Here is a 24601-nt window from a genome sequence, read left to right as displayed (position 1 = left end):
ACACACCTGTTCATCTTTTAAAATAAAGGATAAGTCGCTGGCAGAATGTTAACCATGCGTCAATTTAATCTTTTTTTCGTGAATACTCTTGGTGATAAATAGCTGCCGACAAGTTCAAAAAACTCGCTACAAATACTTTTAACAGATACAATTAATGTTTATTGAGGGCAACTTTAACTCAGGATCACTGGTATTTAAATTAATGCTTTATTCATAACTTATGATACGTTGTAATATGAATACATCTATCACTATGATGCCAAATTAAAGATAATATCAACCATTATAATCAAGTTTACTTGCTGTGAAATTTCTGTCACTCTTGATAAAAATTTGGCTATTAAATTTCATATTGTTACTTGAAATCTTTCCCAAAAATTAATGCTCAGTTGATAATGCTGAACATCAAATATCTGTTCATTACTTTAGGCAGATTTTCACACTGAATGTAGAAAATGTTGAGTAACTACCAATAAATCAGCCGCAACACCCAAAAATTGCCTTTTACAGCAAAATCACACCTGCTCATTCCTGGAGTGTAGGTATATCATGGGGAAGATAGTTAAACACAAAAGTTGTGCTGTATCTAGAAAACCTGCTATAAAATCATTAATCCGACAGTAGCACCACAAGATTATTGCTGATATTAAATCTTGTATAGGATAACCCCTTCTGTTAAAATTAAGTATACCACTAGGATTAAATACTTACTAGCTGCAAAATAAAGCAATCTCAGACGAGTAACAACCGTTAATTTGGTTGTTCACCTGTCTGATAAATCATTATGTGGCTGAGTAGCAAGAACACAGGAAAAACCAATGGGGTAAACTCCTGGCTTCAAAAATCTGCTGTGTGAAAAATTATTGAATGACACATTTAGTATTTAGAGGAGATTTATGACAAATAAGCCGGAACGCGTGGTGCTAATTGGAGTAGCCGGAGACTCCGGGTGTGGCAAATCTACTTTTTTGCGTCGTTTGATCGACTTGTTTGGTGAAGAGTTTATGACAGTTATCTGTTTAGATGACTATCATTGCCTAGATCGCAAACAACGCAAGGAAACTGGGATAACTGCACTTGACCCTAGGGCAAACAATTTTGACTTGATGTATGAGCAAATTAAAGCGCTCAAAGAAGGTCAAGCCATTAATAAGCCGATTTATAACCACGAAACCGGCCTGATTGATCCGCCAGAAATAGTAGAACCAAATCACATTATCGTGGTTGAAGGTCTACATCCTTTATATGATGAACGAGTGCGATCGCTGCTCGATTTTAGCGTTTATTTTGACATCAGCGATGAAGTTAAAATTGCTTGGAAAATCCAGCGCGATATGGCAGAAAGAGGTCATCGCTACGAAGATGTCTTAGCTGCTATCAACTCCCGCAAACCTGACTTTACAAAATACATCGAACCCCAAAGAGAATTCGCTGATGTAGTTCTCCAAGTATTGCCGACAAACCTGATTAAAAACGACACAGAGCGTAAAGTTTTGCGGGTACGGATGTTGCAGCGCGAAGGTAAAGAAGGCTTTGCTCCAGTTTACCTGTTTGATGAAGGTTCAACTATCAACTGGACTCCTTGCGGACGTAAGCTTACCTGTTCCTATCCAGGTATGCAACTGTACTATGGTTCCGATGTTTACTATGGCCGTTACGTCTCCGTTCTAGAAGTAGATGGTCAATTTGACAACCTAGAAGAAATCATCTACATCGAAAACCACCTCAGCAACACCTCCACCAAGTACGAAGGCGAAATGACTCACTTGTTACTCCAACACCGTGAGTATCCTGGTTCCAACAATGGAACTGGTTTGTTCCAAGTACTAACAGGTCTAAAAATGCGTGCTACCTACGAGCGTCTAACATCAAAGGAAGCAAAACTAGCGGTTCAAGTCTAAAACTCAACAGCAGTGTTTGTGTCAAATTGTTTGGGGGTGCTTCCGGGGGTACCCCCTTTTTATTTGGGGGAATAGAGAATAGTCCAAAGAAAAAACATTGACCATTGACTTTTGACTCCCCCAAATCTTGCTGATTGTCTGATAGGTAAGCAAAAATTGAGAGATCAACCCTCATCACCTTAACTGAAACGTATTGCTATGTAGTCGCTGCCAAGTTAGTTCTTGGGTTGTCTCATTCCAATGCCAACGCAGTAAACTAGCATTTTGACCGGGAGAAATTACGGGTAAATCGATGGCTTTTCTGGGTGCATCCGTAGCTAAAGCGATCGCTCGTTCGACATCACAAATTCCCCACTTCACTAAATTCTGCACTCCCACAAATAATGGTAAAGTCGTTCCTGTTAACGTGCCATCTAGCAGTCGGGCTGTACCATGTTTAACTTCAATGTGTCGGCTGTCCCAAGGATATACGCCATCAGGTAAACCCAAGGGTGCTAAGGCATCACTGACTAAGAATAGTTCTTGAGTTGCCCGCAGGAGAATTTTGAGCATTGTTGGCGCAACATGTTGTCCATCGGCAATAAAACCACACATTACATCAGGATTGGTAATTGCTGCTCCTAATAATCCCGGTTCGCGGTGGTGTAATGGTGGCATAGCGTTGAAGGCATGAGTCACCATTGTTGCGCCCAAATCAAAGGCTTTTTGGGTTTGGTCAGCTGTTGCCTGAGAATGTCCTAAGCTGACAGTGATGCCTAAAGAATGCAAATATGCTATGACCTCTCCGTTAGGGTCTAACTCTGGCGCTAGGGTAATAATTTTGACAATTGAGGCATATTCACCCAATACCCTTTTAACTTCCTCAATTGTCAGCGGTAAGAGATATTCCGCTGGATGTGCGCCACGTTTCCCATAATTCAAAAATGGCCCTTCTAGATGTACACCGAGAATTTCTGCCCCGACTGTTGAACTAAAAGCAAAATCAGCAATAATGGCAAGCGATCGCTGAAAATTTTCTACAGAAGTAGTTACTAATGTTGGTACATAAGCATCAACCCCAACATCCCACAAATATTGGGAAATTTTTGGCAGCATATAAGCATTTTCGGCTGTTAATTCGGGAAATGCCAAACCTAACGCCCCATTAATCTGTAAATCAACACCGCCTAACGAAATCCAGTCACCAGCTACATCCCATATTTGTACATCGGGGTGAGCAACTCGTTTGCATACCGTATTCATTGGCAAGATTTGCTCAATCACGCCTTCGTGGTTAACTAAGAGCATTTGTAAATCTTGATAACCAGGTACACGCGCATTGATAATATCTACATTTGAAGCGATGGGTTTGTGTGTTGCTTGAGTCATCACCTTGGACTGAAAGTAGCTAAGTCTAAGTCTGACACGATTGTAAATCTCGCAATCAGCCTTTAATCCAAAATCTAAAATCTAAAATCCAAAATTCTATGTCTCCCCTTGTCGGTATTATCATGGGCAGCGATTCTGATTTGCCCACCATGAAAGATGCGATCGCTATTTGTGCAGAGTTTGGTGTAGAAACAGAAGTAGCGATCGTTTCTGCCCATCGTACCCCAGAACGGATGGTGCAATATGCCCAAACTGCCCATCAACGTGGCATTAAGGTGATTATAGCTGGTGCTGGCGGTGCGGCTCATCTCCCAGGTATGGTAGCCTCCCTCACACCTTTACCTGTAATTGGCGTACCTGTTGCCACCCGAAATTTACAAGGTGTTGATTCTTTATATTCTATTGTCCAAATGCCATCAGGTATCCCAGTAGCAACAGTAGCCATTGGTAATGCGAAGAATGCTGGTTTGTTAGCTGTGCAAATTCTCGCTACTCATCAACCAGATTTACTTGCAAAAGTCCAGCAATACCGCCAATCTCTATCGGAATTGGTGATGGCAAAGCAAGCAAAATTAGAGCAGCTAGGTTATGAACAATATTTAAAAGAAGAACTTTAACCACAGATCAAGGGTGTGGGAGGGTGGAGTATAAGAGTTGCATAGACTTTTTCCACCCTTGTATTTAAGTAAGGATTGTGACTTAAGAAATTAAGTAACAGTTGATTAATTTTTTTTATAAAAATTTAATATTATTTTTTAATCTTATTTACCGATGAGTATAAATCCATTCCCTGCAAAGGATGTAGTTTTTTGCTCTCATCACTTTCAGTGTAGTGAAAAAATAGTCATCAAAAAATAGTATCTAAGGATACAGAATTGCGGTTTTGATAAATAGAGAATCAGTCAAATTTATTTGTGAATTCACCAATATTCACAACAGGAAGTACTGGAATAATTTCTGTCAGGGAATTTTTTGTAAGTTCACAGTAGCAAACTTGCAGTAGTCTGAATGTATTGTGCAAATGATGTGTCACTGTCTGCTTCATTTTTTACCAGCATTGTATTGACAATTGCCAGCAGTTAAGCGCATCAAGTACGATAATTCCAAGATTAAAGATTAAGTGAAGGAGACTTGACTGTTTCGGATAATACATAATAATTTCTTAAGGATAACAGCAAAAATATTTACAAGAGTTTAGTCAATTTTCTAAACTCCTAGTTGGGCTATTTGGCTTTCTGGCGTAGAAATAAGTGGTTTAAAGATAAATATCAAAAGCCACTGGATTTAACTTACAACGTTAGTTTTTTTGCTCTAGATGTTTTTCCATTCAGGATGGTTTGGAGGATGATGTTCAAACTCATGCAGAGACAGAAATCAAAAACAAAAATTAGGCGATCATCTGCCAGAAAATACGCTAAAAGCACACAATTTAACTCAACACTCAAGCGATTCACTTTAGCAATTAAGCGACTTTCTCCCAGTTGGCAAGCTTGCTTACCGTTGGCTTGTCTAATTGTCTTGGGTTGGGGTTATGTAGCCGTAGCTCAAACTCCCGCACCCGCAGGCCCGACAACCGCAGAACTGAAAGTTGCTATTGATACATTATGGGTAGCGATCGCGGCCTTTTTAGTGTTTTTCATGAACGCCGGTTTTTGTATGTTAGAAACCGGGTTTTGCCGTCAAAAGAACGCCGTTAACGTTTTAGCAAAGAACTTAATTGTATTTGCCCTATCGACCGTGGCATTTTGGGCGATCGGTTTTGGTTTAATGTTTGGCGATGGTAATGATTTCATCGGACTCAGTGGCTTGTTCCTATCAGGAGTAGATAACAGCCCTGCAACTGGCGATGCTTACAAAGGAGTGTTTAGCGCTCTCAGTTGGACAGGTGTTCCTTTAGCAGCCAAATTCTTGTTCCAGCTAGTATTTGCGGGAACCGCAGCCACAATTGTGTCTGGTGCAGTTGCGGAACGGATTAAGTTTGTTGACTTCTTAATTTTCAGCCTATTACTTGTAGGTATTGCTTACCCCATCACCGGACACTGGATTTGGGGTGCTGGTTGGCTGGCTGACATGGGTTTTTGGGATTTTGCTGGTTCTACAGTAGTTCACTCAGTTGGTGGCTGGGCTGCGTTGATGGGAGCCGCATTTCTTGGGCCACGCATTGGCAAATATCAAGATAAACAAGCGGTGGCTCTCCCAGGTCACAACATGAGTATTGCCACTTTGGGGTGTTTGATTTTGTGGTTGGGGTGGTTTGGTTTCAACCCCGGTTCCGTAATGGCTGCTGACCCAAATGCAATTACTCACATTGCTTTAACAACCAACATGGCGGGTGCTGTTGGTGGTATTGCTGCTACAGCTGTAGCTTGGTTGTACTTGGGTAAGCCAGACTTGTCCATGATTATTAACGGTATTTTGGCAGGCTTGGTAGGCATTACAGCATCTTGCGCTTACGTCAACATTCCTAGTTCCATAGTCATTGGCTTAGTTGCTGGAATTTTAGTTGTTTTCTCTGTACCATTTTTTGACAAACTTGGTATTGATGACCCAGTAGGCGCTACCTCGGTTCACTTAGTTTGTGGTATTTGGGGTACTTTAGCAGTTGGTCTATTTTCTGTTGGCCCTGGTGGTTATCCTTGGCTGGTTGACTTAGCAGGTAAACCAGTCGGCCCACATGGTTTATTTTTCGGCGGTGGTTTTGGGACATTAATTCCCCAAATTATTGGGATTTTGGCAGTTGGAGGAATGACAGTTCTTCTCAGCACCATCATTTGGTTAGCACTAAAAGCGACTTTAGGAATCAGAGTCACCAGAGAAGAAGAATTAGAAGGCTTAGATATCGGCGAACACGGTATGGAAGCTTACAGTGGATTCGTTAAAGAAGCCAGTCATGGGGGATTTTCGGAAGGGTCAAGTTCTGGAGGTATTTCATCAGGTGGTGATATACCAAGTACTCTATAAGCTGGTAAATCTCTAGTTTTATTTTTGATAAACATCCGCCCCTACAACTTTTTTCTTGAATGTAGAGGGCGGTTTTTTATTAAATATTGATTCAACTACGGTTTCAAGTTATTTTCGAGGGATTTTGACATTTAATGACTTTTATTTAGAAATAAAAATTTTAAATTTATATATGATTAAGTCCCTAATTTATTTTATTTGGACTGGTTTATTTGAACTGGGTGGCTGTTATCTCATTTGGTTATGGTTAAGGCAAGACCAGTCATTTTGGTTGGGGATTTTGGGTGGAATTAGTTTAGTTCTTTATGGTGTAATTTCTACTTTTCAGCCTGCGAATTTTGGGAGAGTTTACGCGGCGTATGGTGGCATTTTTATCGCAATGGCAATGCTTTGGGGTTGGCAAGTAGATAAAGTTACACCTGATAGTTACGACTTGATTGGTACGTTTTTAGCATTACTTAGTGTCTTAATTATCATGTTTGCACCTAGAAATTAAATGCAATTTCGCTTGTGATTTTTCTGTTAATGCAGTTTTAAAAGTGCTAACTCAAATACAGCAGTTTTTTATCCCCAAACATCATTGTGATGACTTGAACAAAAATGGAAAAATTGCACTGACACACCTTAGTTAATGTTTTAGTAACTATCACAAGGATTATATTTTTGTTAATCTTTGGAAAATAAATCCAGTTGAGTATCTTTCAAGACAAAAAAGAATTGCAAAAAAGCTTGAAATGTATTTTAGTATACAAAAATCTTGAGTTCCAGTAGAAGGGGACAAAAACAAGTGTTGAAGAAAGTTTTGACGATCGCGGCTATGACCCTATTATTTGTAGGATGGCCGTTAATGGGCAATGCTTTTGCCCAAACAGCAGCAGCGCCACCTACATCTGATACAGGAGATACAGCATTTATGCTGGTATCATCAGCACTAGTTTTGTTGATGACACCAGGATTAGCGTTCTTTTACGGTGGATTTGTGCGATCGCGCAATATCCTCAACACTTTGATGATGAGCTTTGTGTTGATGGCCATAGTTGGCGTTACCTGGGTATTGTGGGGTTATAGTCTGGCTTTTGCACCAGGGAATCCAATTATAGGCGGTTTACAGTGGCTCGGTTTAAACGGTGTGGGTCTAGAAACAACTAATTATCTCCAAGGTTCCGAGCCGAATGAGGTAGTTTCTTATGCTCCCACAATTCCCCATCAGGCATACATGATTTATCAAGCTATGTTTGCCATTATCAGCCCAGCATTGATTTCCGGTGCGATCGCTGAACGGATGAGTTTCCGCGCCTACAGTTTATTTGTCTTACTGTGGTCAACCTTTATTTATAGCCCCCTCGCTCACATGGTCTGGGCAAAAGGTGGATTCCTCGGCTTATACGGTGGTTTAGGCGCTCTCGACTTTGCGGGTGGGACAGTGGTGCATATTAGTTCTGGGGTTTCAGCGTTAGTGGCTGCGATCGTTCTCGGCCCCCGCAAAACTCACCCAGACCGCCTCAGTCCACCCCACAACGTGCCTTTCATTTTGTTAGGTGCTGGCTTATTGTGGTTTGGTTGGTTTGGTTTCAACGCTGGTAGTGCTTTATCTGTTGCTAGTGGAACTTCTGGTAATGTAGCTACTAATATAGCAACTACCGCCTTTGTTGCTACCAATACCGCGGCGGCGGCGGGGGCCTTGATGTGGCTGATTTTAGAAGCAACACTACGAGGTAAACCAACTGCTGTAGGTGCGGCTACAGGGGCGGTTGCAGGTCTGGTAGGCATTACCCCAGCCGCAGGATTTGTGACTCCTTTAGCCGCAATTTTAATTGGTTTTATTACCTCCTTTGTCTGCTTCTATGCAGTCAGTTTCAAACACAAGCTCCAAATTGACGATGCTTTAGATACCTATCCCGTGCATGGTGTTGGTGGTACAGTTGGGGCAATCTTAACCGCAGTATTTGCCACAACTCAAGTTAATGGCGGTGGTAAAGACGGGTTATTGCAAGGTAACTTTGGCGAACTAGGAGTAGAACTAACAGCAATTATGATTGCTTATGCGATCGCCGCAGGTGGCACTTTTATTATTCTCAAAGTTATCGATGCTACCGTTGGTCTGCGGGTCAAAGAAGAAGCCGAAATTCAAGGTTTGGATATCAACGAACACGGTGAAGAAGGTTACAACTCAGAATTTGGTGGCGATCGGCCTGTTAATTAAAGTGATGAGTGCTGAGTCGCAGCTACACAAGCAAAAGCCGCCTGCGCGGATTTTCTATCCTTGATTTATTACACCCCTACACCCCTGTGTTTCTGGAGACCCTCAACACTCAAAACTTTTTTAGTAACTTTTGCAAACTAGCGGATAAAATTTGAGTCAAATTATCAGCAAATTTCGCTAGTCGTGACCACTTCTGCAAAAACCTTCCCCATTTGGGCATTGTTATCGTTGGCAACCAACGGCATACTCATGTTGGCGGTCATCCTGCTGATTTTACAACAGCAGAAATTGACCGCTGTTTTTGGTAGTTTGCCTTCACAACAGACAGTTAACGCATCCCAAACTGTTACACCCGATTTAGGCCGCCATTATCAACTCAATTACGAACAGTGGTTAGATGTTCTCAAACAAGAAGCTAAAGCCGCTACTGAGAAAAATCCTGAGCATTTAAGTATCTTGGCTGGAGACTCTATCAGTCTGTGGTTTCCGACAGAATTATTACCAGAGAATAGATATTGGCTTAATCAAGCAATTTCTGGTGAAAATAGTACTGGACTCTTAAAAAGATTAGAGATATTTGATAGCACCAAACCAGAGATCATTTTTGTGATGATTGGCATCAATGACCTCATTCGTGGAGACAGCGATGAGGTGATTTTAGAGAATCAGCGGCAAATTATCAGATACCTCCGCAAGACTCATCCCACAGCGCAAGTCGTTGTCCAGTCAATTTTGCCACATGGTGCAGAAGAAGCAACCTGGGAAGGACGAGATAAACTTCTGCTTCTTCCCAACACTCGCATTAACCAACTAAATCAACAATTAAAACGCATAGCAGCTAGACGCGGCGCAAAATATCTCGATTTATATTCCTTATTTGCTAATCAACAAGGTAATCTTCGTCCTGAACTTTCGACTGATGGTTTACATCTAAGTCCCGCTGGCTACTTGGTTTGGCGTACCGCATTGCAGATTTATACTCAATCAGGAACTTAATCTTTTGCCTTTTTACTTTTTACTTTTTACTTAAATTGTGTCTCCACGCGCGAAAATCAGAAAGAGGAGACATTATAGAATTAAACATGGATACAAAAGCTTTTAAACGTACACTCCAACATTCAGAAAATTACAATCGCAAAGGGTTTGGTCATCAAGCAGAAGTGACAACCCAGTTGCAATCTGAGTACCAAAGCAGTTTGATTCAAGAAATCCGCGATCGCAATTACACTCTGCAACGCGGTGATGTTACCATCCGCCTAGCTCAAGCTTTTGGGTTTTGCTGGGGTGTAGAACGTGCTGTCGCTATGGCTTATGAAACTCGCCAGCACTTCCCCAGAGAACAGATTTGGATTACTAACGAAATTATCCACAATCCTTCGGTAAATCAGCGAATGCAGGACATGGAAGTCAAATTTATTCCTTTAGAAACAGGTAAAAAGGACTTTTCCGTTGTGGAAACCAATGATGTGGTGATCCTACCTGCATTTGGAGCTAGTGTTCAAGAAATGCAGATATTACACGATAAAGGCTGCAAAATCGTTGATACCACTTGTCCTTGGGTTTCTAAAGTTTGGAATACCGTTGAAAAGCACAAAAAAATTGATTACACCTCAATTATTCACGGGAAATATAAGCATGAAGAAACCGTTGCTACGAGTTCTTTTGCAGGTAAATATTTAATTGTGCTGAATCTAAAAGAAGCACATTATGTCACCGACTACATTCTGAACGGTGGGAATCGAGAAGAATTTTTGCAAAAATTTGCTAAAGCTTGTTCAGCAGGGTTTGACCCAGATCAAGATTTAGAACGGGTGGGTATTGCTAACCAAACTACTATGCTTAAAGGCGAAACTGAGCAAATTGGTAAGCTGTTTGAACGGACGATGATGCAGAAGTATGGACCGGCTGAGTTAAATCAACATTTTCAAAGCTTCAATACTATCTGTGATGCTACCCAAGAACGGCAAGATGCCATGTTGGAATTAGTACAGCATGATTTAGATTTAATGGTGGTGATTGGTGGATTTAACTCATCAAATACTACCCAATTACAACAAATTGCTTTTGAAAAGGGCATTCCTTCCTATCATATTGATGCTGTAGAACGGATTAAATCTGCTCAAGCTATTGAACACCGTCAGCTAAATGGAGAATTAGCGATCGCCGAAAATTGGCTACCAGCAGGTAAAATTGTTGTTGGTATAACTTCTGGTGCATCTACACCTGATAAAGTTGTTGAAGATATCATTGAAGAGATTTTTACCCTCAAAGCTTAGATTTTTAAGAATTATACCAATTGGAAAAATGATGGCGATGATGGAACGCTGAAAAACTGATCAATAAAAATCCCCCGCCGTAAGGTGGGGGATTTTTTTAGTTACCTAACAAAACTAGTAGCCAGATCAACCGAACTTACCAGCAGTGGAGGCGATGAGGAAGGCTGCGTAGGTGAGGACATAGCCAACGGTGAAGTGAGCTAGACCAACCAAACGAGCTTGAACAATGGAGAGTGCAACGGGCTTGTCTTTCCAGCGAACTAGGTTAGCTAGAGGAGTACGCTCGTGCGCCCAAACCAAGGTTTCGATCAACTCTTGCCAGTATCCTCTCCAAGAGATGAGGAACATGAAGCCAGTTGCCCAAACTAAGTGTCCGAAGAGGAACATCCAAGCCCAAACAGACAGGTTGTTCATACCGTAGGGGTTGTAACCGTTGATCAACTGTGCGGAGTTAGCCCACAGGTAATCACGGAACCAACCCATCAGGTAGGTAGAGTTTTCGTTGAACTGAGCAACGTTACCTTGCCAAATACCTAAGTGTTTCCAGTGCCAGTAGAAGGTTAACCAACCTACTGTGTTCAATGCCCAGAACAGAGCTAAGTAGAAGGAATCCCAAGCTGAGATGTCGCAAGTACCGCCACGACCAGGGCCATCGCAAGGGAATGCGTAGCCGAAGTCTTTTTTGTCTGGCATTAATTTAGAACCACGAGCATCCAAGGCACCTTTGACTAGGATGAGGGTGGTGGTGTGCAGACCCAATGCGATCGCATGGTGAACCAAGAAATCGCCAGGGCCAATTGTTAAGAACAAGGAGTTAGTGCCAGCGTTAATGGCATCTAACCAACCGGGCAACCACACGTTTGCATAGTTGGGGTAAGCGGTGTAAGCAACGCTATCGGGATTAGACAATAAAACATCCAATCCGTAAAGTACTTTACCGTTAGCAGCTTGAACGAACTGAGCAAATACTGGCTCGATCAGGATTTGCTTTTCAGGAGTACCGAAAGCAACTACTACGTCGTTGTGAACGTACAACCCAAGGGTATGGAAGCCTAAAAATAACGATACCCAGCTGAGGTGAGAGATAATCGCTTCTTTATGCTGTAATACACGCTCCAGCACGTTGCCTTTGTTTTGTTCGGGGTCGTAGTCACGTACCCAGAAAATTGCACCGTGGGCAAATGCACCAACCATCAGGAAAATTGCAATGTACTGGTGGTGGGTGTAGAGCGCTGCTTGGGTGGTGTAGTCCTTAGCGATGAACGCGTAAGCAGGCATGGAGTACATGTGTTGCGCTACCAAGGAGGTAACAACACCCAAACAAGCTAGGTGCCAACCTAATTGGAAGTGCAGGGAATTGTTGTAGGTGTCATAAATGCCTTGGTGAGGCATGTTGAATGGCCCTTCAACTTTTTTGCCAAAGAAAGTTTTGGCATTCATCATTTCTTTGATACTGTGACCAATACCAAAATTGGTACGGTACATGTGACCAGCAACGATGAACAATACGGCGATCGCCAAGTGGTGGTGAGCCATGTCGGTCAACCACAAAGATTCTGTCTGAGGATGGAAACCACCTAAGAAGGTCAGAATCGCTGTACCAGCACCAGTGGATGTACTAAATACATGACCAGCTGTATCTGGGTTTTGCGCGTAAACGCTCCAGTTACCTGTAAAAAATGGCTGCAAGCCTGCTGGGTGGGGGGCAGTGCTTAAGAAGTTATCCCAACCTACGTGCTGTCCGCGAGATTCGGGAATAGCAACGTGAATCAAGTGACCAGCCCAAGCCAGAGAGCTAACGCCAAACAAACCAGCGAGGTGGTGGTTTAGACGAGATTCAGCACTCTTGAACCAAGCGAGGCTGGGGCGGAACTTGGGTTGCAAGTGCAACCAACCAGCAAATAAAAGTAGGGCAGCGAATAGTAACAGACCAAGTGAACCGACATACAGTTCTTGGTTTGTCCGCATACCTATGGTGTACCACCAGTGGTAGACACCAGAGTAAGCAATGTTTACAGGATTACTAGCACCAGCTTGGGTAAAAGCTTCAATTGCGGGTTTACCGAAGTGGGGATCCCAAATTGCATGGGCAATTGGGCGGACGTGTAGAGGATCTTTAATCCACTGTTCAAAGTTACCTTGCCAGGCTACATGGAACAGGAGGCTGGAAGCCCAGAGGAAGATGATTGCCAGATGTCCGAAGTGGGTAGCGAAAATCTTTTGGTAAAGATTTTCTTCGGTCATGCCATCATGGCTTTCAAAATCATTGCCCATCGCGATCGCATACCAAATGCGGCGCGTAGTTGGGTCCTGTGCGAGATCCTGGCTAAATTTTGGAAATTTTGTTGCCATAGCTTTGATATTTCCTCTGACCCTTAGCCATCAGGTTTCAGCTTTTGGAAGTCTGAGTTATGAGTTCTAAGCTTTGAGTTTAATTTAATCACTCAGCACTCAGCACTCAGCACTCAGCACTCCCTATAACTGATTGCTATCCTACTGAAAGAATGTGTGCGTGGAAGAATGCCCAGGTGGTAGCAATTCCTCCTAAGAGGTAGTGAGCTACACCAACAGCGCGGCCTTGAGTGATGCTCAGAGCGCGAGGTTGGATTGCAGGTGCTACCTTCAGTTTATTATGAGCCCAAACAATGGACTCAATTAGTTCTTGCCAGTAGCCACGACCACTGAACAGGAACATTAAGCTGAATGCCCAAACAAAGTGAGCGCCTAGGAACATTAATCCGTAAGCAGACAAAGCACTACCGTAGGAGTTGATTACTTGTGAAGCTTGCGCCCACAAGAAGTCACGCAACCAGCCGTTGATAGTGATGGCACTTTGGGCAAAGTTACCACCAGTAATATGAGACACATTACCAGCTGCATCTACAGTTCCCCAAACATCAGATTGCATTTTCCAACTGAAGTGGAAGATCACAATAGATAGGGAGTTATACATCCAGAACAATCCTAGGAACACATGATCCCAGCCGGAAACTTGGCAAGTACCACCACGGCCCGGCCCGTCGCAGGGGAAGCGGAAACCTAAGTTGGCTTTATCGGGGATCAAGCGAGAGCTGCGAGCGAACAGTACGCCCTTCAGCAGAATTAGAACAGTTACGTGGATGGTAAAAGCATGGATGTGGTGAATCAAGAAGTCAGCTGTACCCAAAGCGATGGGCATCATAGCGACTTTACCACCTACAGCCAAGATACCGCCGCCAAAGGCGTAGCTAACAGGCTCTAAGGCGTTGGGCGCTGTGCCACCAGGAGCTAACGTGTGCAGGTTCTGCACCCATTGAGCAAACACTGGCTGCAATTGAATTGCGCTGTCTGAGAACATGTCTTGGGGACGGCCCAAGGCACGCATTGTGTCGTTGTGGATGTACAGACCAAAGCTATGGAAGCCGAGGAAAATACAAACCCAGTTCAGGTGGGAAATAATTGCATCTCTGTGACGAATTACCCGATCCAGAACGTTATTTTGGTTCACAACTGGATCGTAATCCCGCACCATAAAGATGGCTGCGTGAGCCGCACCACCCACAATCAAGAATCCACCGATCCAGATGTGGTGAGTGAAGATACACAACTGAGTTGCGTAGTCAGTTGCCAAATATGGATAGGGAGGCATCGCGTACATGTGATGCGCGATGATGATTGTCAGCGAACCCAAGAAAGCAAGGTTAGTTGCCAATTGAGCGTGCCAAGAGGTGGTCATGTTCTCATAAAGACCCTTATGACCTTCCCCGGTGAAGGGGCCTTTGTGGTTTTCGAGGATCTCTTTGATGCTGTGACCAATGCCCCAGTTAGTGCGGTATTGATGACCAGCGATGATGAAGAGTACAGCGATCGCTAAGTGGTGATGAGCAATGTCAGTCATCCACAAACCGCCTGTTACAGGGTTTAAACCACCCTTGAAGGTTAAGAAGTCAGCGTACTGACCCCAGTTCAAGGTGAAGAAAGGTGTTAAACCAGCCGCAAAACCTGGGAATACGTCGATCAACAAACTCTTGTTGAGAATGAACTCATGAGGCAAGGGGATATCTTTAACAGCAACCCCTGCATCCATCAGCTTGTTGATTGGCGCTGAGACGTGGATCAAGTGACCAGCCCATCCCAAGGAACCGCAGCCTAAGAGAACTTGCAAGTGGTGGTTCAACATCGACTCCACATTCTGGAACCATTCCAGTTTGGGAGCGCGTTTGTGGTAGTGGAACCAGCCAGCAAATAGGAACAAGCCTGCTAATACCAAGCCGCCAATAGCTGTGCAGTAAAGCTGGAAGGAGTTAGTGATACCCCAGCCACGCCATACTTGGAACAAGCCAGAGGTGATCTGAATACCGTGGAATCCTCCACCGACATCACCATTTAATATGTCTTGTCCAACAATAGGCCAAACGACTTGAGCACTGGGTCTCACGTTCAACGGATCACTTAACCAGGCTTCGTAGTTAGAAAACTTCGCGCCGTGGAATATCATCCCGCTTAACCAGATGGTCACAACGGCCAGGTGTCCGAAGTGAGCCGCAAATATCTTGCGGGAAATGTCTTCTAAATCGCTTGTATGAGTATCAAAATCGTGGGCGAGAGCGTGGAGGTTCCAAATCCAGGTGGTGGTTTTTGGGCCTCTAGCTAGAGTTCTGTCGAAGTGTCCTGGCAATGCCCATTTTTCAAATGAGGTTGGTACCGGGTCTTTATCAACTATCACTCTGGCTTTCTTTTCCTCTCGCTCCGGAGGACTAATCGTCATTCGACCTCCTCTGGTGATAAGGAATGAGGAATCATGAAACCACAATGTGATCTTTAGTCGCCTTCTCCAGATAGTGGCCGGAGGAGCGATGAAGACGCTATGTGGAAGTTTGTTTCTGTTGAATTATAAAGTCTTTACTTGTACATTGTTGGAGAGATTTTAACAATAATTCAAAATAGCCAAATTAATTGTCCGATCTAGCTTTTAACTTTTAACTTCTGAGCCAAAAGTCAATACTTTCTTCATTTAATTTACAAAGAATAACAATTCGTTAAATTTATGATTCATGGATATAATATGCACAAACTCAGTATTCTGGACTGTAGTTATAGATATTTTTAGTACGAGAGTAAGATATCTGTGAGCGAAAATTGTCAAAAAGATTACTAATCTCCTAGCATTTTGAAAAAATATATAGTATCTGAGAAAAATTTTACCTTTTAGGCTCTGGTGTCCGATAGGCAGTTTAGGGCAAAATAATTTTGCAGTTTTTGCAGACTATAACTGGGTGTAAGGTATGAATTTATGGTGTGTGAAGGCTTTAAAACAGATCCTCCCCAGGAGTCTGACTATTTTTAAGTGGTTAATCTTACTAGTATTGGTCTTGAATTTAAACAGTTGTGCAGAGAAAGCTGTTAGTCAAGATACTGCTGTGAGCCATATAGAAAAATCTCAACCAAGTTCGCAGCAATTTACTGAAGTTGCACCACCAGAGGTGATTCAAGAACTACGTTCAACCTTAGAAGTGTATCGCCCCCAAGTGACTATAGTCACACCTCAAGGTGCAGAAATCATCCCAGACACGAAAGTTAAAGTTCAGTTTCAGGTAAAAGATTTACCTGTATTTAAAGATCCAAAGTGGGAATTAGGCTCTCATATCCACGTAATTTTGGATAATCAGCCTTACATCCCTGTGTACGATTTAAGCCAGCCACTGGTTTTATCGGATTTATCTCCAGGTACACATACTTTACGGGTGTTTGCTGCTCGTCCTTGGGGTGAAAGCTTTAAAAATGAAGGTGCTTATGCTCAGACTACATTTCACATTTTTACTAAAACGGATGAGAACAGTCCTGATTCTAGCTTGCCCTTGCTAACTTACAGCACTCCGCAAGGTAATTATGGCGCTGAACCAATTTTGCTGGACTTTTATTTAACTAACGCCCCACTGCGTTTAGGATCTACAGATAATCCTAATGACTTGTTCAGTGATTGGCGTATTCGTTGCACAATTAATGGTGAAAGCTTTGTTTTCGATCGCTGGCAAGCAGTTTACCTCAAAGGCTTAAAACCTGGAAATAATTGGGTGAAGCTAGAATTCTTGGATAATCAAGGTAATGCTGTCAAAAATGCCTTTAACACTACTGTGAGATTAGTTAACTACCAACCAAAAAGTAAAGATACACTTTCTCGCATTGTTAGAGGTGAACTTAAGGCGGATGAAGTACGCAGCATTGTAGATCCAAGTTACATTCCTAAGCCACCAGTTACCGAACCAGAAACAACGCCAATTCCTAAACCCGAAGTTCAAAAGGTAGTTCAACCAGAACCAACTGAGTTACCAAAACCAGAACCAGAAGTAACACCTACACCTCAAGCTACTCAGTCGCCAAAACCAGAACCGGAAGTCATACCTATACCTCAAGTTACTGCGTCACCACAGCCACAGATAACACCTACACCTCAAGCTATTCAGTCGCCAAAACCAGAACCAGAAGTCATACCTACACCTCAAGCTACTCAGTTACCACAGCCACAGGTAACACCTACACCTCAAGCTATTCAGTCACCGACACCAGAACCGGAGGTGATACCCACACCTCAAGCTACAGAAGTTCCTGAAAAACCAGAAACTGAGCCTTTAAAATCTAGGTTGGGTAAATATTTTCAGCGTCGTTCGCTTCCAACGCCGCAAGGGGAGGGATGAGAGATTGGAGTTTTAAACGCAAAGGGGTGCGGAGGTAAACGCAAAGTTACGCTGAGTTTTCTTTGCGTCTTTGCGTCTTTGCGTCTTTGCGCTAGACAAAAAATTAATAAGTTTAGTTTAAAAGATACTCAATTCTAATTTTTGGGCTAAAGCTTGCATAAAAGCGATCGCACCTACAGAATTTCCGACTATATCTAATGCGGGACTGTAGCAAGCGATCGCTCCTGTGTTTGGTACTATGGCTAACATGCCACCGCTAATGCCTGATTTCATCGGTAAACCAATTTTGAGAGCGAACTTAGCCGAGTCTTGGTACAGTCCGCACATTAACATCACAGCGTTAACTATTCGATGGTGCTGTAAGTTATTACCACTAGCTAAGGTTTTTCCTAACAAAGCTAAATCTTCTACTCTGGCTGAGACATAGCATATTCGCTCGTAGGTGTCAAGAGCTATTTCAGGATTTTCGAGACGATTTTTTTCGGCTAGGTAATTTGTAATGGCTTGGTTAACTGGTGAACGTGAAGCGCGTACTGAAGCCAGCATGACTTCATCTAGAAATAATTGGGAACCTGTTAACTGATTTAACCATTGATAGAGATGTGAAGTGCGATCGCTGGCTGTTTTTCCTGGTAATTTATCAGCTAGGGTAATTGCACCACTATTAATCATGGGATTGCGGGGGTGTCCGTTATCCTTAATCAATTGATCTAAAGAATTGAAAGCAGTATCTGACGGTTCAACACCCACCCATTGCAAAACTGTATCTGTTCCCCTATTTTCCAGCAGATACAGAAAGGAGAATACCTTGATGACACTCATTAAGGGAAACACACAATCTGTATTGCCTGAAGTGTAAGTTTTCCCTGAGACACAGCAGATGTGAACTGCAAACCAAGCAGGATTAGCGACAGATAATTGTGGGATGCGATCGCACACTTTACCCTGTACAGACTGAATTTTAGCTTGTTCTACCCAAACAGCTAAATCAGTTGTAGAGAGTTTATCGAGTTTTATCAAAAGTGATATAGCCTCAAGATTATTCTCAGTAATGTATAACAGTAAACAGGCTTAAAACTTTCTTTTTGTCTAAGTTATGAAGGTATTTCATACTCATTATTAATTTATTAATTAAGTTATCTCCCCTACACCCATTTCAAAGGATATTTCATGACTCCCCGCGTCAGAGCGCCAGAACTTCCCCAAAATTACGCTTGGCTGAACACTGACAAACCTTTGTCTTTAAAACAACTGAGGGGTAGAGTTGTCATCTTAGATTTTTGGACATACTGCTGTGTTAATTGTCTGCACATCCTCCCAGATTTGAAATATCTCGAACATAAATATAAAGACAGCGTTACAGTTATCGGCGTTCACTCTGCCAAATTTGACAACGAACAAGAAACTGAAAATATCCGCCAAGCTATCTTGCGCTATGACATCGAACACCCAGTGATAGTAGATCAAAATTTTCGCGTATGGCAAGAATATACTGTGCGTGCTTGGCCGACATTCATGATTATCGATCCAGAAGGTTATGTCATTGGCTATGTTTCTGGTGAAGGTAGGCGTGACGTTTTAGACAAGTTAATTGCAAAAGTAATCGCAGAACACCAGCAAAAAAGCACTATTAACTTTCAACAAATCAACCATATTTTAGAAAAGCAGCAACAACCAACAATTTCACCCTTAGCTTTTACTGGTAAAGTCTTAGCAACGCCAGTAGGTTTATTCATCGCTGACTCTGGACATCACCGCTTAGTTATGAGTAACTTTGATGGCGAAGTTCTTCACATCATTGGTACAGGAAAATCTGGTTTAACTGACGGTAGTTTTAGCACAGCACAATTTTCTGCACCACAAGGAATGGTATTTGATAGCGAAAATCAAATATTTTACATAGCAGATACCGAAAATCATGCGTTGCGGCGAGTTGATTTAAAACAGCAAATAGTCGAAACAATTGCTGGAACTGGTGAACAAAGCCGCAATATTCATCCTCATAGCGGTGTTGCTTTAGAAACAGCACTAAATTCGCCGTGGGATTTAGTGAAAGTGGGGAATATTTTATTTATTGCAATGGCGGGTTCGCATCAAATTTGGCAAATGAACTTAGATACCAACATTATCAAAACTTACGCTGGAACTGGTGCAGAAGGTTGTGTTGATGGTTCACTTACAGAATCAGCTTTTGCTCAACCCAGTGGTATAACTACAGATGGACAACAACTGTATATTGCTGACAGCGAAATCAGCACAATTCGGAGTGTAGAAATTGTCGAACCCTTCCAAGTGAGAACTGTTTGTGGTAGTCAACAGTTATTCGGTTTTGGTGATGTGGATGGACGAGCTACAGATGTGCGATTACAACACTGTATGGGAGTAGAATATGCTGACAATTTCTTGTGGGTAGCAGATACATACAACCACAAAATTAAATTAGTTAGTCCCAGCACAGGTAATTGTCAAACAATTTTGGGAGATGGTTTTGCTGGTTTACAAGATGGTCAAGGTAAGAATAGCCGCTTTTTTGAACCGTCTGGTCTAAGTGCAATCAATTCATATCTATATATTAGCGATACCAATAACCACGCTATTCGTCGCGTAGATTTAAATACCTTTGAGGTGACAACTTTGAATTTTGTTGGTTTATGTGCGCCAGATATTTGTATTCAACCTAATTTATAGAATAATCATCTCACGCACACAAAGAGTGAGAAATAGTTCAAGCATTTATTACACATATTTTTTTTCATACAAGAGGTTTGTGATGTTCTCAGTAATATAAAAAACCAACCTCAACATAATACATATACTTAATTGTTGAAAATCATAAAATGACAAGAGACAATATGCCCAATTCAAAATTTAAACTATAATTTAATCTAATGATAATCATAGAATCTTAAGTGGTAGTTAGCTGTTACGCTTCTTTTAAGCTAATTTTACGCAAGAGTCAGTCTATGCTTAAGACAGAAAGGTAAATGCAACTTTGGTAATGAACAATAGATAAAATGAACAAAGTTAGCCTGAATGTCTAATCGCCAAACCCTATATATCTCATGGATTTTGCTAATCTTGCATCCCAGTTAAATGCTGGAACGATTCTACCAGAGGGGATTGTAATTGTTACCCTCTTGGGGGTTTTGATTGTTGATTTGATTTTGGGGCGTACATCCGCACGCTGGATTGGATATCTAGCGATCGCAGGTTTACTAGCTGCAATTGTCGCCCTGTACTATCGATGGGACGCTATCAACCCCATCTCTTTTACTGGTGGCTTCATTGGGGATGATCTCAGTATTGTGTTTCGCGGTATTATCGCGTTGTCTGCCGTTGTCACAATATTGATGTCAATTCGCTATATCGAGCAGAGTGGTACAGCTTTAGCCGAATTCATCGCAATTTTGCTGACTGCTACCCTAGGAGGAATGTTTTTATCTGGCGCTAGTGAGTTAGTGATGATTTTCATCTCACTAGAAACTTTAAGTATTTCCTCTTATTTGCTGACAGGCTATACCAAGCGCGATCCTCGTTCTAACGAAGCTGCGTTGAAATATCTGTTGATTGGTGCTGCTAGTACATCAGTATTTTTGTACGGCATTTCTCTACTGTATGGTTTATCGGGTGGTCAAACAGAATTAAGTGCGATCGCTGATGGTATCATCACAGCTAAAGTTAGCCAATCTTTAGGTTTTGTGATTTCACTCGTTTTCATCATTGCAGGTATTGGCTTTAAAATTTCTGCTGCACCCTTTCACCAATGGACACCAGACGTTTATGAAGGCGCTCCCACTCCGGTAATCGCCTTTTTATCTGTTGGTTCCAAGGCAGCCGGCTTTGCTTTAGCCATCCGCCTATTAACTACAGTCTTCCCAATGGTGGCTGACGAATGGAGATTTGTCTTCACAGCCCTCGCCATTCTCAGCATGATCTTGGGTAATGTGGTGGCACTGGCACAAACTAGCATGAAACGGATGCTGGCCTACTCATCCATTGCTCAAGCTGGGTTTGTGATGATTGGCTTGATTGCTGGTACAGAAGCTGGATACGCCAGTATGGTATTTTACCTGCTGGTTTATTTGTTTATGAACCTGTGCGGTTTTACCTGTGTGATTCTCTTCTCCCTACGCACTGGAACCGACCAAATTACAGAGTACTCAGGTTTATATCAAAAAGACCCACTTTTGACATTAGGCTTGAGTATTGCCTTGCTCTCACTGGGCGGTATTCCACCACTAGCGGGATTTTTTGGCAAAATCTACTTGTTCTGGGCTGGTTGGCAAGCTGGTCTTTATGGATTAGTTTTACTAGGTTTGGTAACTAGTGTTGTCTCCATCTATTACTACATTCGCGTAGTCAAAATGATGGTAGTTAAAGAACCCCAAGAAATGTCCGACGTAGTGAAAAACTATCCCGAAGTACGTTGGGATTTGCCTGGATTAAGACCTTTACAAGTAGGGTTAGTGGTCAGCTTAATTGCGACTACCATAGCTGGGATTTTGTCAAATCCACTGTTCACCCTGGCGAACAATTCCATTTCTCACACGCAAATCTTACAAGCAACAATTACTAAAGTGAGTACAGTTTCTCTAGAAGAAACAGATAAACTGTAGCTTACTTATATTTGTGTATTTATGGCTAATAGCTAATCATTGATGATGAAAAGCTATTAGCCATTTTTATTTGATAAAAACTCTACAATTAATCTGTAGCAATGCAAAAAAATTGAACTCTGTCATTTATTGCCTGTCACCTGCTACATCTAAATTAAATTTTGGAGATGCTGCACTAACTGAGATGCTTGCAAAACTCCCTCAATTTTATCTACAGGCTTACCCTCTTTAAATAACATGAGTGTAGGCAAGGCTTCAATACGATATTGACTAGCCAATTCGGTGTATTTTTCTGTGTCAATTTTAACAATGCGTAGACGGTCTTTTAATTGAGCATTTACTTGATCTAAAATCGGCCCCATCATTTTGCAAGGGCCACACCATTCAGCGTAAAAATCTACTAATACAGGTACATCAGAACCAGAAAGCATTTCTTCAAAACTGTTGAAATGTTTTTTAGTGGCCATACGACACACACCGAATTTTTATGGATTGCTTTTAATCTTAATGCGTGCTTTCAAGAATAGCTGCAACATTATTTTATTTTTATAGTCGAGGGTCAATAGTCCAATACGTTATCTTCTTTCTCAAAAATATTGTTCTTGAGTGAATTAACAAGCACAAATCACCATAAGATGATTAGCGCGGTAATTCAAAAGCTTAAGGAATATTTTATGGAAGTTTTGCCAGGAAACTTGCAAAGTCTCAAAGGAAAAGTAGCAATTGTCACAGGTGGTTCACGGGGAATTGGAAAGGCGATCGCACTCGAATTAGCAAAATATGGGGCTAGTGTAGCGGTTAATTATGCTAGTTCCAGTACAGCAGCAGATGAGGTAGTTACAGATATTACTGCTGTTGGTGGACAAGCGATCGCACTGCAAGCTGATGTTTCGCAAGCAGATCAAGTAGAAGGACTCATAAATGCCACCACAGAAAAATTTGGTCGAGTTGATATTTTAGTTAACAATGCCGGAATTACCCGCGACACATTACTTTTGCGGATGAAGCCAGAAGAATGGCAAGCCGTAATTGACCTGAATCTGACTGGCGTTTTCTTATGTACCCGCGCCGTTAGCAAAATTATGCTCAAACAACGTTTCGGGCGAATTATTAACATTGCCTCTGTTGCTGGACAAATGGGCAACCCTGGCCAAGCAAATTACAGTGCTGCCAAAGCAGGAGTCATTGGCTTTACGAAAACCGTTGCTAAAGAACTCGCTACTCGCGGGATCACAGTGAATGCAGTCGCCCCTGGTTTTATCACCACCGATATGACTAGCAATCTCAGCAACACCGAAGAAATTTTAAAATTTATCCCCCTTGGTCGCTATGGGCAACCAGAAGAAGTGGCTGGGATGGTGCGCTTCCTTGCTGCCGATGCTGCCGCCAATTACATTACTGGACAAGTTTTTAACGTCGATGGCGGTATGGTGATGTAATTTTGAATTACGAATTATTCAAAATTCTTTGCCAAATTGTAAAGCTGAGAAGAATGATGATGCTAGTAGCAGTAGCAATAATCACAGCCAACGGCATACTGCGGATGTGCATTGCCAGCAAATTGCCAATTAAGGTAATTGTCCAAAGAGTGAATGCAGCGTGACTTTGCGAGAACCCCCAAGCTAATAAACGGTGGTGTAAGTGATCCTTACCAGGAGTACTGAGGGGGTTTTTTCCTGCTAATAGTCGCCGTAAAAACACTTGGGTAGTGTCTAAGACTGGTAATAACAAAAACAAAACTGTCGGTACTAAAGAAAAGACTGTAGTTACCTGCAAGTCACCTAAAATACTAGTTGCAGCTAAAACATAGCCAAAAAAGTATGCTCCAGCGTCACCCATAATAATGCGTGACGGGTGGAAGTTGTGGCGTAAAAAACCTAAAGCCCCACCTCCTAAAGCTGCCAAAACTAAGGTAGCTGCCGCTTTATTAGGAAATTGGGCAGAAACTGCCAACAAACTCATAGCCGTAATAAAACTTATCCCTCCAGCCAATCCATCCATCCCATCCATCAAATTGATGGCGTTGGTAATCCCGACAACCCACAGTACTGTAATCAACATTGATAACAGTGAGTCTATAGGTGTGCCGAAGGCAACTTTGATGCTGATGCCATTGGCTACCAGCAACAAGGCTGTGATGATCTGTGTCCACAGGCGCACAGAAGGAGGTAAACCGAACTGATCATCAATAAAGCCGACCAAAACTAGGATTGAGCCTCCTAGTAGCACAGTTAAAACCTGCGCCAAAACACTTTGTAATTCAATTGGTCGTAACAAACTAGCAAGAACTAACGCGGCAATTACTCCTGCATAAATAGCCAAACCCCCAGCATTCGGTAAAGGTTCCCGATTTAGCCGTCGCGCATTTGGTTGGTCAGCCCAACCAACCCGCAGGGCAAACTTGCGTACTGTGGGTATCAAGCGCCATGTCACTAACCAAGCAAAGAGAAACGTAAATACTACTGCCAACCAGCCGATGCCGCTTGGGTCGGCAATACCCAGAGACTTAAGGGAGTTGTATAGATTCATCTCCCAATTCAACCATTACTGCCTGTATCCTACATGAGCATCAAATGTATATTAATCAATTTTTTAATAAAAG

General features: G+C 42.3%; 17 protein-coding genes. 11 read left to right on the top strand and 6 right to left on the bottom strand.

Annotation, left to right across the window (positions count from 1 at the left end):
* Window positions 1-896 precede the first annotated feature (896 nt).
* On the top strand, window positions 897-1901 hold the full coding sequence (locus tag NOS7107_RS04820) for a phosphoribulokinase (RefSeq protein ID WP_015111866.1): 1005 nt from the start codon (window positions 897-899) through the stop codon (window positions 1899-1901).
* Between the two features lie 174 nt (window positions 1902-2075).
* On the opposite strand, the gene nagA is transcribed toward NOS7107_RS04820, so the two are convergent.
* Window positions 2076-3269: an N-acetylglucosamine-6-phosphate deacetylase gene (nagA, locus tag NOS7107_RS04815; protein WP_015111864.1), complete on the bottom strand. Its 1194-nt coding sequence runs from the start codon at window positions 3267-3269 to the stop codon at window positions 2076-2078.
* A 98-nt stretch (window positions 3270-3367) separates the two neighbouring features.
* On the opposite strand from nagA, the gene purE reads away from it, so the two are divergent.
* The 6 genes from purE (at window position 3368) to NOS7107_RS04785 (ending at window position 10709) form a co-directional block, all read left to right on the top strand.
* On the top strand, window positions 3368-3886 hold the full coding sequence (gene purE / locus NOS7107_RS04810) for a 5-(carboxyamino)imidazole ribonucleotide mutase (RefSeq protein WP_015111863.1): 519 nt from the start codon (window positions 3368-3370) through the stop codon (window positions 3884-3886).
* Between the two features lie 742 nt (window positions 3887-4628).
* A complete protein-coding gene (locus NOS7107_RS04805) occupies window positions 4629-6230 on the top strand; it encodes an ammonium transporter (RefSeq protein WP_044500518.1) in 1602 nt (533 codons plus the stop codon).
* 172 nt (window positions 6231-6402) lie between these two features.
* Window positions 6403-6726 carry a YnfA family protein gene (locus NOS7107_RS04800; protein ID WP_044500517.1) on the top strand — a complete coding sequence of 108 codons (324 nt, stop codon included), beginning with the start codon at window positions 6403-6405 and terminating at the stop codon, window positions 6724-6726.
* 291 nt (window positions 6727-7017) lie between these two features.
* The gene (locus NOS7107_RS04795) at window positions 7018-8433 is read left to right on the top strand and encodes an ammonium transporter (RefSeq protein WP_015111860.1); all 1416 of its coding nucleotides are present in this window, start codon (window positions 7018-7020) and stop codon (window positions 8431-8433) included.
* Between the two features lie 183 nt (window positions 8434-8616).
* The gene (locus tag NOS7107_RS04790; RefSeq protein WP_083889666.1) at window positions 8617-9429 is read left to right on the top strand and encodes an SGNH/GDSL hydrolase family protein; all 813 of its coding nucleotides are present in this window, start codon (window positions 8617-8619) and stop codon (window positions 9427-9429) included.
* An 86-nt stretch (window positions 9430-9515) separates the two neighbouring features.
* Entirely contained in the window at window positions 9516-10709 is a 1194-nt protein-coding gene (locus NOS7107_RS04785) for a 4-hydroxy-3-methylbut-2-enyl diphosphate reductase (RefSeq protein ID WP_015111858.1), read from the top strand.
* A gap of 126 nt (window positions 10710-10835) precedes the next feature.
* On the opposite strand, the gene psaB is transcribed toward NOS7107_RS04785, so the two are convergent.
* Both psaB and psaA read right to left on the bottom strand, forming a co-directional pair.
* Entirely contained in the window at window positions 10836-13061 is a 2226-nt protein-coding gene (psaB, locus tag NOS7107_RS04780; RefSeq protein ID WP_015111857.1) for a photosystem I core protein PsaB, read from the bottom strand.
* A gap of 136 nt (window positions 13062-13197) precedes the next feature.
* Window positions 13198-15456 (bottom strand): photosystem I core protein PsaA, encoded by a 2259-nt coding sequence (gene psaA / locus NOS7107_RS04775; protein WP_015111856.1) that lies wholly within the window; start codon window positions 15454-15456, stop codon window positions 13198-13200.
* Window positions 15457-15973: 517 nt separating this feature from the next.
* Here psaA and NOS7107_RS04770 point away from each other — a divergent pair.
* Window positions 15974-17383: a hypothetical protein gene (locus tag NOS7107_RS04770; RefSeq protein ID WP_015111855.1), complete on the top strand. Its 1410-nt coding sequence runs from the start codon at window positions 15974-15976 to the stop codon at window positions 17381-17383.
* Between the two features lie 117 nt (window positions 17384-17500).
* Here the strand turns inward: NOS7107_RS04770 and glsA are convergent, their stop codons facing one another.
* A complete protein-coding gene (glsA, locus tag NOS7107_RS04765) occupies window positions 17501-18403 on the bottom strand; it encodes a glutaminase A (RefSeq protein WP_015111854.1) in 903 nt (300 codons plus the stop codon).
* 150 nt (window positions 18404-18553) lie between these two features.
* Between glsA and NOS7107_RS04760 the strand changes: the two genes are divergently transcribed.
* Complete coding sequence (locus NOS7107_RS04760; RefSeq protein ID WP_015111853.1) at window positions 18554-20071, top strand: thioredoxin-like domain-containing protein; 1518 nt, start codon at window positions 18554-18556, stop codon at window positions 20069-20071.
* Window positions 20072-20445: 374 nt separating this feature from the next.
* Complete coding sequence (locus NOS7107_RS04755) at window positions 20446-21999, top strand: NAD(P)H-quinone oxidoreductase subunit N (RefSeq protein WP_015111852.1); 1554 nt, start codon at window positions 20446-20448, stop codon at window positions 21997-21999.
* A 149-nt stretch (window positions 22000-22148) separates the two neighbouring features.
* Here the strand turns inward: NOS7107_RS04755 and trxA are convergent, their stop codons facing one another.
* A complete protein-coding gene (gene trxA, locus NOS7107_RS04750; protein ID WP_015111851.1) occupies window positions 22149-22466 on the bottom strand; it encodes a thioredoxin in 318 nt (105 codons plus the stop codon).
* Between the two features lie 207 nt (window positions 22467-22673).
* On the opposite strand from trxA, the gene fabG reads away from it, so the two are divergent.
* A complete protein-coding gene (gene fabG / locus NOS7107_RS04745) occupies window positions 22674-23438 on the top strand; it encodes a 3-oxoacyl-[acyl-carrier-protein] reductase (protein WP_015111850.1) in 765 nt (254 codons plus the stop codon).
* Between the two features lie 7 nt (window positions 23439-23445).
* On the opposite strand, the gene NOS7107_RS04740 is transcribed toward fabG, so the two are convergent.
* Window positions 23446-24528 (bottom strand): MraY family glycosyltransferase, encoded by a 1083-nt coding sequence (locus NOS7107_RS04740; RefSeq protein WP_015111849.1) that lies wholly within the window; start codon window positions 24526-24528, stop codon window positions 23446-23448.
* Window positions 24529-24601: the final 73 nt, after the last annotated feature.

It is taken from the genome of Nostoc sp. PCC 7107 (genome assembly GCF_000316625.1).
Taxonomy (GTDB): Bacteria; Cyanobacteriota; Cyanobacteriia; order Cyanobacteriales; family Nostocaceae; genus Nostoc_B.
This window is presented reverse-complemented; position numbering and strand designations above follow the sequence as displayed.

Bases quoted from the DNA above. Each gene is read 5' to 3' on its own strand.
- NOS7107_RS04820 (WP_015111866.1), top strand. From the start codon at position 897: ATGACAAATAAGCCGGAACGCGTGGTGCTAATTGGAGTAGCCGGAGAC.
- nagA (WP_015111864.1), bottom strand. From the start codon at position 3,269: ATGACTCAAGCAACACACAAACCCATCGCTTCAAATGTAGATATTATC.
- purE (WP_015111863.1), top strand. From the start codon at position 3,368: ATGTCTCCCCTTGTCGGTATTATCATGGGCAGCGATTCTGATTTGCCC.
- NOS7107_RS04805 (WP_044500518.1), top strand. From the start codon at position 4,629: ATGCAGAGACAGAAATCAAAAACAAAAATTAGGCGATCATCTGCCAGA.
- NOS7107_RS04800 (WP_044500517.1), top strand. From the start codon at position 6,403: ATGATTAAGTCCCTAATTTATTTTATTTGGACTGGTTTATTTGAACTG.
- NOS7107_RS04785 (WP_015111858.1), top strand. From the start codon at position 9,516: ATGGATACAAAAGCTTTTAAACGTACACTCCAACATTCAGAAAATTAC.
- psaB (WP_015111857.1), bottom strand. From the start codon at position 13,061: ATGGCAACAAAATTTCCAAAATTTAGCCAGGATCTCGCACAGGACCCA.
- psaA (WP_015111856.1), bottom strand. From the start codon at position 15,456: ATGACGATTAGTCCTCCGGAGCGAGAGGAAAAGAAAGCCAGAGTGATA.
- NOS7107_RS04770 (WP_015111855.1), top strand. From the start codon at position 15,974: ATGAATTTATGGTGTGTGAAGGCTTTAAAACAGATCCTCCCCAGGAGT.
- NOS7107_RS04760 (WP_015111853.1), top strand. From the start codon at position 18,554: ATGACTCCCCGCGTCAGAGCGCCAGAACTTCCCCAAAATTACGCTTGG.
- NOS7107_RS04755 (WP_015111852.1), top strand. From the start codon at position 20,446: ATGGATTTTGCTAATCTTGCATCCCAGTTAAATGCTGGAACGATTCTA.
- trxA (WP_015111851.1), bottom strand. From the start codon at position 22,466: ATGGCCACTAAAAAACATTTCAACAGTTTTGAAGAAATGCTTTCTGGT.
- fabG (WP_015111850.1), top strand. From the start codon at position 22,674: ATGGAAGTTTTGCCAGGAAACTTGCAAAGTCTCAAAGGAAAAGTAGCA.
- NOS7107_RS04740 (WP_015111849.1), bottom strand. From the start codon at position 24,528: ATGAATCTATACAACTCCCTTAAGTCTCTGGGTATTGCCGACCCAAGC.